The sequence below is a fragment of the Pseudomonas sp. ADAK13 genome, assembly GCF_012935715.1.
Lineage (GTDB): Bacteria > Pseudomonadota > Gammaproteobacteria > Pseudomonadales > Pseudomonadaceae > Aquipseudomonas.
In genome coordinates this window covers 2462642-2475829 of record NZ_CP052860.1, presented here as the reverse complement: position 1 = coordinate 2475829, position 13188 = coordinate 2462642, and the positions used below count along the sequence as shown (strand labels likewise).

Here is a 13188-nt window from a genome sequence, read left to right as displayed (position 1 = left end):
TATTAAATCCATACAGATACTGCCTATCTGCCGCTGAATCCTGTATTTTCGGCTGATCTGTACTGGTAATCGGGAAGCCTCGCCATGACGCTATACGTCAACCTCGCCGAACTGTTGGGCACGCGCATCGAGCAGGGCTTCTACCGCCCGGGCGATCGATTGCCGTCAGTGCGGGCCTTGAGCGTGGAGCATGGGGTCAGCCTGAGCACCGTGCAGCAGGCCTATCGCGTGCTGGAAGACAACGGTCTGGCGATGCCCAAGCCAAAATCCGGCTACTTCGTGCCGGTGAGCCGCGACTTGCCGGCGCTGCCCGCCATAGGCCGCCCGGCCCAGCGCCCGGTGGAAATTTCCCAGTGGGACCAGGTACTGGAGCTGATCCGCGCAGTGCCACGCAAAGACACCATACAGTTGGGCCGCGGCATGCCGGATGTATTGTCGCCAACCATGAAACCCTTGTTACGCAGCCTGGCGCGGATCAGTCGACGCCAGGACATGCCGGGGCTGTATTACGACACCATCCACGGCAACCTGGACCTGCGCGAACAGATTGCCCGCCAGATGCTCGACTCTGGCTGCCAACTGACGCCCCAGGACCTGGTGATCACCACCGGCTGCCACGAAGCGCTGTCCGCGAGCATCCACGCCATTTGTGAGCCGGGCGACATCGTTGCCGTCGACTCGCCAAGCTTCCACGGCGCCATGCAAACCCTGAAGGGCCTGGGCATGAAGGCCCTGGAAATCCCCACCGACCCCCTCACCGGCATCAGCCTGGAAGCGCTGGAGCTGGCGCTGGAACAGTGGCCGATCAAGGTCATCCAGCTGACCCCCAACTGCAACAACCCGCTCGGCTACATCATGCCGGAATCGCGCAAACGCGCACTGCTGACCCTGGCACAGCGCTTCGACGTGGCAATCATCGAAGACGATGTGTATGGAGAATTGGCCTACAGCTACCCGCGTCCACGCACCATAAAATCCTTCGACGAAGATGGCCGCGTCGTACTGTGCAGCTCCTTCTCGAAAACCCTGGCGCCCGGCCTGCGGATCGGCTGGGTTGCACCCGGTCGTTACCTGGAACGTGTGCTGCACATGAAATACATCAGCACCGGCGCCACCGCGACCCAGCCACAGATCGCGATTGCCGAATTTCTGAAAAACGGTCATTTCGAACCGCATTTGCGCCGGATGCGTACCCAATACCAGCGCAATCGCGACTTGATGCTCGATTGGGTCAGCCGTTATTTCCCCGCAGGCACCCGCGCCAGCCGCCCACAGGGCAGCTTCATGCTGTGGGTGGAACTGCCGGAAGGCTTCGACACGTTGAAGCTCAACCGGCTGCTGGTGGATGAAGGTGTACAGATTGCTGTGGGAAGTATCTTTTCCGCCTCCGGCAAGTACAGGAACTGCCTGCGCATGAACTACGCTGCCAAACCAACGCCGCAGATTGAAGAGGCCGTGCGCAAGGTCGGCGCCACCGCCATCAAGTTGCTGGCCGAAGCAGCGGACTGACCTTTCCCGGGAAATAGCCGTCATATGCCGACAACCGCCCTGATTCGGAACCCATGTCATTGATGACCCAACGGCTATTACCGTTTTTCCTGCTGGGCATCCTGGCCCTGGGCGGCTGCGCCACCCTCGACTCGCCGCGTACGCCCAGCGAGGCCTTGCCGGCCAGTGAGTCGTCATTCGGCCGCTCGATCCAGGCCCAGGCCGCGCCCTACAAAGGCCGCTCCGGGTTCCGCCTGCTGCCCAACAGCAGCGAAGCCTTCATGGCTCGCGCCGAACTGATCCGCAACGCCCAGACCAGCCTCGACCTGCAGTACTACATCGTCCACGACGGCATCAGCACCCGCATGCTCGTGGATGAGCTGCTCAAGGCCGCCGACCGTGGCGTGCGCGTGCGCATCCTGCTGGACGACACCACCAGCGACGGCCTGGACCAGATCATCGCCACCCTCGCCGCCCACCCGCACATCCAGATCCGCCTGTTCAACCCGCTGCACCTGGGCCGCAGCACCGGCGTAACGCGGGCCATGGCACGGCTGTTCGACCTCTCGCTGCAACACCGGCGCATGCACAACAAGCTGTGGCTGGCAGACAACAGCGTGGCCATCGTTGGCGGGCGCAACCTGGGGGATGAGTATTTCGACGCCGAACCCAACCTCAACTTCACCGATATCGACATGCTCAGCGTGGGCCCGGTGGCCGAGCAACTGGGCCACAGTTTCGATCAGTACTGGAACAGTGCCCTGAGCAAACCCATCGGTGACTTCGTCAGCAGCGCCTCCAAAGGCGACCTGGCCAGCGCCCGCGTACGCCTGGAAGACTCCCTGGCCGAATCGCGCCAACAAAACCATGCCCTGTACAACCGCCTGCGCACCTACAAGACCCAGCCGCGCATGGACATCTGGCGCCGTGAGCTGATCTGGGCCTGGAACCAGGCGCTGTGGGATGCGCCGAGCAAAGTGCTGGCCAAGGCCGATCCGGATCCCCGGCTGCTGCTCACCACTCAGCTGGCACCGGAGCTGGAAGGGGTCAGCCATGAGCTGATGATGATTTCGGCGTACTTCGTACCAGGGCAACCTGGCCTCGTGTACCTGACCGGCCGTGCGGACGCCGGCGTCTCGGTGAGCCTGTTGACCAATTCCCTGGAAGCCACCGACGTGCCAGCGGTGCACGGCGGTTATGCGCCCTATCGCAAGGCGTTGCTGGAACACGGGGTAAAGCTGTACGAATTGCGCCGGCAGCCGGGAGATGGCGGCGGCAGCGGCCCTCATCTGTTCCGCAAAGGCACCTTCCACGGCTCGGATTCCAGCCTGCACAGCAAGGCGATCATCTTTGACCGGGAGAAATCCTTCATCGGCTCCTTCAACTTCGACCCGCGCTCGGTGCTGTGGAACACCGAAGTCGGGGTGCTGGTAGACAGCCCGGAGCTGGCAGAGCACGTGCGCAACCTTGCACTGGAAGGCATGGCGCCGCCATTGAGCTATCAGGCGAAACTGCAGGATGGCCAGGTGGTCTGGGTGACCGAAGACAATGGCCAACTGCACACCCTGACCCGCGAACCGGGTAACTGGTGGCGCCGGTTCAATGCCTGGTTCGCCACATCCGTCGGGCTGGAACGCATGCTTTAAGAACAGCGCAGAGCCTTGGGGGAGCAGGGCTTGCCCGCGATTGCGGAGTGTCAGGCACAGGATGCGCAAGCTGACACTTCGCTATCGCAGGCAAGCCAGCTCCCACAGTTATTCGCATTTCAAGTTCAGGCCGGCTGTGTAGCGCCGAACGCGCCTTGGCGCAGCAGCAGAATCACCAGCCCCAACGCCCCCGCCGCCATCAACAGCGGCAAGGCATGCCCGCTGATCCACTGACTGCCAGCACCCGCCACCAACGGCCCGATCAGGCAGCCAATGCCCCACAGCTGCGCGATGTGCGCATTGGCGCGCACCAGCGCGTCGTCACGGTAGCGCTCGCCAATCAGGATCAGCGACAAGGTGAACAAGCCACCGGCACTGGCGCCAAACAGCACCCATACGGGCCAGATCATCAGCGTATCCAGCAACAGCGGGATCGCCAGACTCGTCGCCAGCAGCATCAGTGCACAGCCGAGAAACAGCGTGCGCCGAGGCAGGTAGTCCGCCAGTGCACCAATCGGCAGTTGCAGCAATGCGTCACCGACCACCACGGTGCTGACCATCGCCAGGGCGATCTCGGCGGTGAAGCCCTGCTGCAGGCAATACACCGGCAACAGCGTAAGAATCATCGCCTCGAATGCGGCGAATAACGCCACCGCCCAGGCAATCGCCGGCAAGCCCCGACAGAAACGCAGCAAGTCGCCGAAGGTCACGCTGAAGGACTCGGCAGTCGGTGCGCCGGATCGGCCCAGCAGCAGGATCGGCGAGAACGTCAGCAGGCCAACGCCTACCCAGAAGCCAATGTCGTTATCCGTACCCAGCGCGCCCAGCAGCAACGGGCCCGACAGTTGGCTCAAGGCATAGCTGCAGCCATACAGCGCCACCAGACGGCCGCGCCAGCGCTCGATCACCAGTTGGTTGATCCAGCTTTCGCCGAGAATAAACACGATGGTCAGGATCACCCCGATCATCAGCCGCAGCACCAGCCACACCGGGTAGCTGGGCAATACCGCCAGCAAGCCGATGGAAACCGCCCCGCCCCACAGGCACAGGCGCATCAGGTTCGCCGTGCCCAGGCGCGAGGCCAGGCCGCTGGAAACCTTGGCACCGAGCAGTACACCGAAGGCAGGCATGGCGGCCATTACGCCGATGGCAAAACTGCCGTAACCCCAGCTTTCCAGGCGCAGGGACACCAGCGGCATGCTCACGCCCAGGGCCAGGCCCACGCTCAAGACCGACGCCAACACGGCGAAATAGGTCGCCCAACGCATTTCCACGCTCCTGTGGATTATTATTTTTCAGGGCTGCAAACGAACTGTAGGAGCGAGCTTGCTCGCGAAAAACTTGAGAGCACCGCGTGCATCCAGAATGCCCGCGTCATCGTTCAAGTCCTTCGCGAGCAAGCTCGCTCCTACAGGGAGTCGCCGGGATTACTTACAACTTGATCCAGGTCGCCTTCAGCTCGGTGTACTTGTCGAACGCGTGCAGCGACTTGTCGCGGCCGTTACCCGACTGCTTGAAACCACCAAACGGTGCGGTCATGTCGCCGCCATCGTACTGGTTGACCCACACGCTGCCGGCACGCAGTGCCTTGGCGGTGAGGTGCGCCTTGGAGATATTCGACGTCCACACCGCAGCGGCCAGGCCGTATTGGGTGTCGTTGGCGATCGCAATGGCTTCTTCCACGCTGTCGAAGGCAATCACCGACAGCACCGGGCCGAAGATTTCTTCCTGGGCGATCTTCATGGCGTTGGTCACACCGTCGAAAATCGTCGGTTCGACATAAGTGCCGCCGCTTTCCTGCAACGTGCGCTTGCCACCGGCCACCAGCTTGGCGCCATCGGCATGCCCGGCCTCGATGTACGACAGCACGGTGTTCATCTGCTGAGTATCCACCAGAGCACCGACCGTGGTGGCCGGGTCCAGCGGGTTGCCCGGCTTCCAGGCCTTGAGGGCCTCGATCACCAGCGGCAGGAATTTATCCTTGATGGAACGCTCTACCAGCAGGCGCGACCCGGCGGTGCACACTTCGCCCTGGTTGAAGGCGATGGCGCTGGCGGCGGATTCAGCGGCGGCTTGCAGGTCCGGGGCATCGGCGAACACGATGTTCGGGCTCTTGCCGCCGGCTTCCAGCCAGACGCGCTTCATGTTCGACTCGCCGGAGCGAATCAGCAGTTGCTTGGCGATCTTGGTGGAACCGGTGAACACCAGGGTGTCGACGTCCATGTGCAGCGCCAAGGCGTTGCCCACAGTGTGACCATAACCCGGCAGCACGTTGAACACGCCTTTCGGGATCCCGGCTTCAACGGCCAGGGCCGCGATGCGGATGGCAGTCAGCGGCGACTTTTCAGACGGCTTGAGGATCACCGAGTTACCGGTGGACAGCGCCGGCCCGAGCTTCCAGCAGGCCATCATCAGCGGGAAGTTCCACGGCACGATGGCCGCGACAACGCCGACGGGCTCGCGGGTCACCAGGCCCAGTTGGTCGTGGGGTGTGGCGGCGACTTCGTCGTAGATCTTGTCGATGGCCTCGCCGCTCCAGCTCAGGGCTTGCGCCGCGCCGGGAACGTCGATGTACAGGGAGTCGCTGATCGGCTTGCCCATGTCCAGGGTTTCAAGCAGGGCCAGCTCTTCGGCGTTGGCCTTGAGCAAGCCGGCAAAACGGATCATGGTGGCTTTGCGTTTGGCTGGCGCCAGGCGCGACCACGCACCGGAATTGAAGGTGGCGCGGGCGTTTTCAACAGCGCGCTGGGCGTCGGCGACGTCACAGCTGGCAACGGTTGTCAGCAGGCGGCCATCGACCGGGCTGAGGCATTCGAACGTGTCGCCGGAAACGGCGGCGGTGTATTCGCCATTGATGTAGGCACGGCCTTCGATCTTCAGATCCTTGGCGCGTTGTTCCCAGTCGGCACGGGTCAGGGTGGTCATGCGAGTGTCCTCCTCTTATTGAATACAAGGGCCGGGCGATGTACCCAGGCACCTTCGAAGAATTCTTGCCCGGCCAGCCAGCTGTTCGGCTCAAGGCAGCTGCCACCCTAAACCAGCGACGATGGATGTTTCAATATATTTGACATAACGCCAGCAAACGCCCTTGCGATGTTCATTTTAATAAACATAGACTTTGGGCTCTCCAACCGCAGGCCAGACGGGACACGCCCATGAACATCCAGAATATCGTCGACTTCAGCCAGGCCAGGACCGAACCTGACCGCTACCGTCCGGCCGCGGAGAAAATCCTCAAGGGTGATCCCGAGCAAACCGTCTACAACCACTACAACAGTCCGTGCGGCCAAATGAGCGCCGGAGTCTGGGAAGGTGAGGTCGGGCAGTGGAAGGTCAACTACACCGAGCATGAATACTGCGAGATCGTGCAGGGCGTCTCTGTATTGCGTGACGCCGACGGCAACGCCAAGACCTTGCGGGCCGGCGACCGCTTCGTCATCCCGGCCGGTTTCAGTGGCACCTGGGAAGTGCTGGAACCCTGCCGCAAGATCTACGTGGTGTTCGAAGAAAAGGCCTGATCAATTCTTCAGGTGTCTAGTCCTGAAATAGGTTTACACCTGTTTCAGTCTCAAAACGCCCGATGCACCGCATCGGGCGTTTTGTATTTCAGGGATAAGTGCGGCCGCTCCCGGTTGTAGATTTGCACCGACTCATCCACCATTTTCACTGCATCCGCCAGGTCTTTAGGACGATGCAGCAAAAACTCAGTCTTCAAAATCCCATTTATCCGCTCCGCCATCGCGTTCTGATAGCAATCATAACCGTCAGTCATTGAGCATCTGATTCCATGCCGGGTATGCATCCGTTGGTATAAATCGGAGCAGTACTGGGCTCCGCGATCTGAATGATGAATGAGCGGTTGATTGGATTTTCGCTGACTAACAGCCTTCTGCAGCGCCTTGACCACCGACTCCGTATGCAGGCTGCCGTGCACATGATGACCCACGATTTTGCGTGAGTACGCGTCTGTTATCAGGCTAACGTAAGCGACACTTTCCCGCGTTGGGAGATAGGTAATGTCTGCGACCCAAACCTGCTCAGGTCTGCTGGCTACAACTTGTTCCGGGCCAGCTTTGAGTAGGTTGGGGTGACGGCGGAAGCGATGATGGCTATGCGTGGTTTTATGATAAGCACGTTTGCGAGGGACCAGCTCTCGCGCCTCTCGCAAGATGGAAAACAGGCGGTCTCGACCGACACGTAGCGCCGCTGTGGCTTCAATTACCATCAGATGGTGCAGTTTGCGCGTCCCAAGCCTCGGCTGGCGGCGACGCTTTTCCAGAACGAATTCCACGACTTGCTGGTCTTGGCAAACTCTCGCGTCAAAGGCTCGGTTGCGCTTGTAATACGCTTGGCGCGAAATGCCCATAAACAGGCAAGCCCTGCTAATGCTCAGGTCTTGGATTTGCCCTTGCGAGAGGACTTGCCGGGTCGCTTTTTTACGATGGACACACCGTAATCATTTTTCAAGACGTTCACGACAGCTTCAAAGAACTGGGCCTTCTGATTGCTCAGCGCCAACTGTTCTTCAAGCTCTTTGATCCGCTGTTCGGGTGTCAGCGGGAGGTTGGGGTCGGTCATCGGCCTGCTCCGCGGCGCTCGGATTGAGGCGCCTTGGCTCCAGTTCTGTCGGCCATGCTTGCGTAACCAAACCAGTACCGTGGACCGGCCTTGAATGCCAAAGCGCCGTTGAGCCTCTTTATAACTCAACTCGCCTTTTTCGACTTGATCTACGACTGACAATTTAAAAGCTAGCGTGTAATCGCGCTGGCTCCGCCTTTTTCCCGTATCCATTGAATCCTCCTGAAGATCGGTCAGAAGGTGTAAACCTTATTCAGGACGGGACAAGGCACAAAAAAAAGCCCGCATCGTGAGATACGGGCTTTTTTTCACAAGAAAGAAAACCAATTACTTGATTTTGCCTTCTTTGTAGATCACGTGCTTGCGAACGCGCGGGTCGAACATTTTCTTTTCGAGCTTGTCCGGGGTAGTACGCTTGTTCTTGTCGGTAGTGTAGAAGTGACCAGTACCGGCGCTAGAGATCATTCGAATCAATTCACGCATGATTTAGCTCCTTAGATTTTGCCGTCGCGGCGCAGTTCGGCCAGCACGACAGTGATGCCACGCTTGTCGATAACACGCATGCCTTTGGCAGATACGCGCAGACGGACAAAACGTTTCTCTTCTTCAACCCAAAAGCGGTGATGCTGCAGGTTTGGCAGGAAACGACGACGGGTTTTGTTGTTTGCGTGGGAAATGTTATTCCCAGTCACCGGACCCTTACCGGTAACTTGACAGACTCTCGACATGCCTCAGCCCTCTAAAACCACATGCCCAACCCGGCATGGGTTGGCCGCTTAATCTCTCAGTCATTTGGCGCCAGGCGCCGCGTTTCTTTAGGGTCTTACCGGCTACACCTACTAGCGAAGGAACCGGGCCCCTAGAAAAGAGCGCTGCTTTATACCAGAAAGACCCCAGTGCAACAACAGGCCGTGTGTTTTTCCACGCGTAAATCCAGGCCATGGACGCCTGAACCGTTGCCAGGGTGGGCCGCTATAGAAGCTAACCGCTCGTCGCACAGAATGATTTACAGCGCCTGCGCGCACTGCAAAGTGCCCGGCAAAACGATCTGAGGCGCCATCAAAACAGTATTTTAGGCAAAAGCACAGGCAAAAATGGGCTAGTCATTTGTCAATCAGCCCACTACGGTAGGACTTTTCCAGACTGCACTCGCAGATGGGCCTTCGATCTGCAAAGGAAACCGAATATGCGCCTCGCTGCCCTACCGCTATTGCTAGCCCCTCTTTTTATTGCTGCACACGCCCAGGCGGCTACCACCTTGAGCGTCTGCACCGAAGCCAGCCCCGAAGGCTTCGACGTGGTGCAATACAACTCGCTGACCACCACCAACGCCTCGGCAGACGTATTGATGAACCGCCTGGTGGACTTCGACGCCACCAGTGGCAAGCTGGTCCCCAGCCTGGCGGACAGCTGGGAAGTGTCGCCGGACGGCCTGACGTACACCTTCAAGCTGCACCCGGACGTTAAATTCCATCGCACCGACTACTTCACCCCAAGCCGCACCCTGACCGCCGAAGACGTGCGCTTCAGCTTCGAACGCATGCTCGACCCGGCCAACCCGTGGCACAAGGTCGCCCAGAGCGGCTTCCCACACGCCCAGTCGCTGCAACTGCCGACGCTGATCAAGAAGATTGACGCTCTCGACCCGCTGACCGTGCGTTTTACCCTGGACCACGCCGATTCGACCTTCCTCGCCGCCTTGAGCATGGGCTTTGCCTCGATCTACCCGGCGGAATACGCCGACAAACTGCTCAAGGCCGGCACACCCGAGAAGCTCAACAGCCAGCCTATCGGCACCGGGCCGTTCATTTTCGGGCGCTTCCAGAAGGACGCGACGATTCGCTACAAGGCCAACCCGGACTACTTCGCCGGCAAACCTGCGGTGGATAACCTGATCTTCGCGATCACCCCGGATGCCAACGTGCGCCTGCAGAGATTACGTCGCGACGAGTGCCAGATCGCCTTGTCGCCCAAGCCACTGGACATTGACGCCGCCAAGAAAGACGCTGACCTGAAGATCGAGAAAACCGCGGCCTTCATGACTGCGTTTGTCGCCATTAACAGCCAGCACCCGCCGCTGGACAAGCCGGAAGTTCGCCAGGCGATCAACCTCGCCTTCGACAAGGCCAGCTACCTCAAGGCCGTATTTGAAGGCACCGCCGAAGCCGCCAACGGCCCCTACCCGCCCAACACCTGGAGCTACGCCAAGGACTTGCCGGGCTACCCGCAAGACATCGCCAAGGCCAAGCAGCTACTGGACCGCGCCGGACTCAAGGACGGCTTCAAGACCACCATTTGGACCCGGCCGTCGGGCAGCCTGCTGAACCCCAACCCGAGCCTCGGCGCGCAGTTGCTGCAAGCGGACCTGGCCAAGGTCGGCATCCAGGCTGAAATCCGCGTGATCGAGTGGGGCGAACTGATCCGCCGCGCCAAGGCGGGTGAGCACGACCTGTTGTTCATGGGCTGGGCCGGCGACAACGGCGACCCGGATAACTTCCTCACGCCGCAGTTCTCCTGCGCGGCAGTGAAGTCCGGCACCAACTTCGCCCGCTACTGCGACCCGGCGCTGGACAAGCTGATCAGCGCCGGCAAGACCACCAGCGAACAGGGGGTGCGCAGCAAGCTGTATCAGCAGGCCCAGGCGCAGATCCAGCAACAGGCACTGTGGCTGCCACTGGCGCATCCGACCGCGTTCGCCCTGACTCGCAAGAATGTCGAGGGGTACCAGGTGAGCCCGTTCGGGCGTCAGGATTACTCGAAAGTCAGCGTCAAGCCATAATCCTGGCCCCCTGTAGGAGCGAGCTTGCTCGCGAAGGCCGTCAACGATAACGCGGGAAACCCGAGGCCCAACGGTGCCCTCAGGTTTTTCGCGGGCAAGCTCGCTCCTACAGGCCCTACATCCACCCATATTCCGCCATCGACAGCGGGTCACCCTCCCCCACAATGATGTGGTCCAGCACGCGCACGTCCACCATCTCCAGAGCCTTTTGCAGCACCCTGGTCATTTTTCGATCAGCGATGCTGGGCTCGGCGCTGCCGGAAGGATGGTTGTGGCACAGGATCAGGGCGGCGGCGTTGTAGTCCAGGGCGCGCTTGACCACTTGCCGGGGGTAGACCGTGGCGGTGTCGATGGTGCCTTGAAACAACTTCTCGAACCCCAGCACCCGATGTTTGGAGTCGAGAAACAGGCAGCCAAATATCTCGTGAGGCTCATGGCGTAACAGCGCCTTCAGGTAGTCGCGCACCGCCTCCGGGCTTTCCAGCACCGAATCGCAGCGCAGGCGCTCAGCCAGATGGCGACGGGCCATTTCCAGCACGGCCTGGAGCTGGGCGAACTTCGCCGGCCCCAACCCCAGGTGCTGGCTGAACACCAACTGCCGGGCCTCCATCAGTGCCCGCAGGCTGCCAAATTGCGCCAGCAGGTGCCGCGCCAGGTCGACGGCACTTTTACCGGCCACCCCGGTGCGCAGGAAAATCGCCAGCAATTCGGCGTCGGAAAGACTCGCCGCCCCCAGCTCCAACAGCTTCTCCCGCGGGCGCTCGGCCGCAGGCCAATCACGAATACTCATGGCACCTCCGTGTGCATGTGCGCCGCTGTTGCATGGCGGACGCTGTGGTATCTTAGGCCATCTTTTTGCGTGCGATTTCACCTGGGGAGGGGGCATCGCAACGCCATCACTGAACTGGAAAGGCAAGCCAATGCAGCGTCTGTATCGGAAACGCATCGTTCTCGGCGTCGGCGGCGGCATTGCCGCCTACAAGAGCGCAGAGCTGGTTCGCAGGCTCCTGGACCAAGGCGCCGAAGTGCGCGTGGTCATGACCCGTGGCGGCAGTGAATTCATTACCCCGCTGACCATGCAAGCCCTGTCCGGCCACCCGGTTCACCTCGACTTGCTGGACCCTGCGGCCGAAGCCGCCATGGGCCACATCGAGCTGGCCAAGTGGGCCGACCTGGTGCTGATCGCCCCGGCCACCGCCGACCTGATCGCCCGCCTGGCCCAAGGCATTGCCGACGACCTGCTGACGACCCTGGTGCTGGCCACCGACGCCACCGTCGCCATCGCCCCGGCCATGAACCAGGCCATGTGGCGCGACCCGGCCACCCAGGCCAACACCCAGCTCCTGCAAAGCCGCGGCCTCAAGGTCTTCGGCCCGGCCTCCGGCAGCCAGGCCTGCGGCGACGTGGGCATGGGCCGCATGCTCGAAGCCACCGATCTCGCCCAATGCGCCGCCGACTGCTTCCAGCACCTGGCGCTGACCGGCAAGCACGTGCTGATCACCGCCGGTCCGACCCAGGAAAACATCGACCCGGTGCGCTACATCACCAACCATAGCTCAGGAAAAATGGGCTTTGCCCTGGCTGAAGCGGCGGTCGAGGCAGGCGCCCGGGTAACCCTGATCACCGGCCCGGTGCATCTGCCAACGCCGGATCGCGTCACCCGAATCGACGTAGTCAGCGCCCGCGACATGCTGGCGGCCTGTGAAGCGGCGATTCCCTGCGACCTGTTTATCGCCTCGGCAGCGGTAGCGGACTACCGCCCCGAAGTGGTTGCGCCGCAGAAACTCAAGAAAGACCCTACAAGCGGTGACGGCCTGCTCCTGCAAATGGTCCGCAACCCGGACATTCTGGCCACCATCGCCACCCGTGAGGACCGTCCGTTCAGCGTCGGTTTCGCCGCCGAAACCGAGCATTTGCTGGACTACGCCGCACGCAAATTGAAAGACAAAAACCTCGACCTGATTGTCGCCAACGATGTCGCCAACCCGAGCATCGGCTTCAACAGCGAGGAAAATGCCATCAGTGTGATCGACCGCGAGTTGCACGCCACCGTTTTCGCCCAGACCAGCAAGGGCAAGATTGCCCGCCAACTGATCTCATTTATCGCCCTACGGCTGAACCAGGTTTAATTTCCATGCACGCTTTGCAAGCCAAGATCCTCGACCCCCGCATCGGCAACGAATTCCCGCTGCCGGCCTACGCCACTCCGGGCTCCGCCGGCCTCGACCTGCGCGCCATGCTCAAGCAGGACACCGTGCTTGAGCCGGGCCAGACCATTCTGATTCCCACCGGCCTGTCGATCTACGTGGGCGACCCGGGCCTGGCGGCGCTGATCCTGCCGCGCTCCGGCCTGGGCCACAAACACGGCATCGTCCTCGGCAACCTGGTCGGCCTGATCGATTCGGACTACCAGGGCGAGTTGATGGTGTCGTGCTGGAACCGTGGCCAGACCGCGTTCAACATCGCCGTCGGCGAGCGAATTGCCCAACTGGTGCTGGTACCCGTGGTGCAGGCGCATTTCGAACTGGTCGAAGAGTTCGACGAAACCCAGCGCGGTGCAGGTGGCTTCGGGCATTCCGGCAGCCACTGACTAAGCTGAACTGACTTAGCAGAACCAAGCCGGGTGCCTCACCCGGCCTGACGCCAACGCATGGCCTTTCAGGATGAAGAATGCGCGGAACTTATCAGCAAGATTTC

12 protein-coding genes and 1 pseudogene are annotated in these 13188 nt (G+C 61.1%); 6 read left to right on the top strand and 7 right to left on the bottom strand.

The features are described 5' to 3' along the window. Positions 1-84: 84 nt before the first annotated feature. Positions 85-1509: an aminotransferase-like domain-containing protein gene (locus HKK54_RS11445; protein ID WP_010168170.1), complete on the top strand. Its 1425-nt coding sequence runs from the start codon at positions 85-87 to the stop codon at positions 1507-1509. A 62-nt stretch (positions 1510-1571) separates the two neighbouring features. Further along, positions 1572-3134 (top strand): phospholipase D family protein, encoded by a 1563-nt coding sequence (locus HKK54_RS11440; RefSeq protein WP_010168173.1) that lies wholly within the window; start codon positions 1572-1574, stop codon positions 3132-3134. 125 nt (positions 3135-3259) lie between these two features. Here HKK54_RS11440 and HKK54_RS11435 read toward each other — a convergent pair whose 3' ends face one another. From HKK54_RS11435 to HKK54_RS11430, 3 genes and pseudogenes are all read right to left on the bottom strand, one after another. Beyond that, positions 3260-4402 (bottom strand): MFS transporter, encoded by a 1143-nt coding sequence (locus tag HKK54_RS11435; protein ID WP_169386836.1) that lies wholly within the window; start codon positions 4400-4402, stop codon positions 3260-3262. A gap of 42 nt (positions 4403-4444) precedes the next feature. Beyond that, a pseudogene (locus HKK54_RS33575) lies at positions 4445-4534 on the bottom strand (outer membrane lipoprotein carrier protein LolA); the annotation flags it as partial. A 31-nt stretch (positions 4535-4565) separates the two neighbouring features. Next, entirely contained in the window at positions 4566-6059 is a 1494-nt protein-coding gene (locus HKK54_RS11430) for an aldehyde dehydrogenase (RefSeq protein ID WP_010168177.1), read from the bottom strand. Positions 6060-6289: 230 nt separating this feature from the next. Between HKK54_RS11430 and HKK54_RS11425 the strand changes: the two genes are divergently transcribed. Then, positions 6290-6652, top strand: a complete 363-nt coding sequence (locus HKK54_RS11425; protein WP_003213261.1) for a cupin domain-containing protein — start codon at positions 6290-6292, stop codon at positions 6650-6652. Positions 6653-6702: 50 nt separating this feature from the next. Here HKK54_RS11425 and HKK54_RS11420 read toward each other — a convergent pair. The 3 genes from HKK54_RS11420 to rpmB form a co-directional block, all read right to left on the bottom strand. Beyond that, positions 6703-7925, bottom strand: a protein-coding gene (locus tag HKK54_RS11420; protein WP_169386560.1) for an IS3 family transposase whose coding sequence is annotated in 2 segments (ribosomal slippage) — positions 6703-7574 and positions 7574-7925 — 1224 coding nt in all. Because the reading frame shifts where the segments join, the coding sequence is not laid out codon by codon here. A gap of 114 nt (positions 7926-8039) precedes the next feature. After that, on the bottom strand, positions 8040-8195 hold the full coding sequence (rpmG, locus tag HKK54_RS11415) for a 50S ribosomal protein L33 (protein WP_003176906.1): 156 nt from the start codon (positions 8193-8195) through the stop codon (positions 8040-8042). An 11-nt stretch (positions 8196-8206) separates the two neighbouring features. Further along, the gene (gene rpmB, locus HKK54_RS11410) at positions 8207-8440 is read right to left on the bottom strand and encodes a 50S ribosomal protein L28 (protein WP_003213263.1); all 234 of its coding nucleotides are present in this window, start codon (positions 8438-8440) and stop codon (positions 8207-8209) included. Between the two features lie 458 nt (positions 8441-8898). Here rpmB and HKK54_RS11405 point away from each other — a divergent pair, with 458 nt between their 5' ends. After that, positions 8899-10491 (top strand): ABC transporter substrate-binding protein, encoded by a 1593-nt coding sequence (locus HKK54_RS11405; protein ID WP_169386835.1) that lies wholly within the window; start codon positions 8899-8901, stop codon positions 10489-10491. 115 nt (positions 10492-10606) lie between these two features. On the opposite strand, the gene radC is transcribed toward HKK54_RS11405, so the two are convergent. Beyond that, on the bottom strand, positions 10607-11281 hold the full coding sequence (gene radC / locus HKK54_RS11400) for a RadC family protein (protein ID WP_169386834.1): 675 nt from the start codon (positions 11279-11281) through the stop codon (positions 10607-10609). A gap of 130 nt (positions 11282-11411) precedes the next feature. On the opposite strand from radC, the gene coaBC reads away from it, so the two are divergent. Together coaBC and dut are read left to right on the top strand one after the other, a co-directional pair. Beyond that, on the top strand, positions 11412-12620 hold the full coding sequence (coaBC, locus tag HKK54_RS11395; RefSeq protein WP_010168193.1) for a bifunctional phosphopantothenoylcysteine decarboxylase/phosphopantothenate--cysteine ligase CoaBC: 1209 nt from the start codon (positions 11412-11414) through the stop codon (positions 12618-12620). Between the two features lie 5 nt (positions 12621-12625). Continuing rightward, the gene (gene dut / locus HKK54_RS11390; RefSeq protein ID WP_003213270.1) at positions 12626-13081 is read left to right on the top strand and encodes a dUTP diphosphatase; all 456 of its coding nucleotides are present in this window, start codon (positions 12626-12628) and stop codon (positions 13079-13081) included. Positions 13082-13188 lie beyond the last annotated feature (107 nt).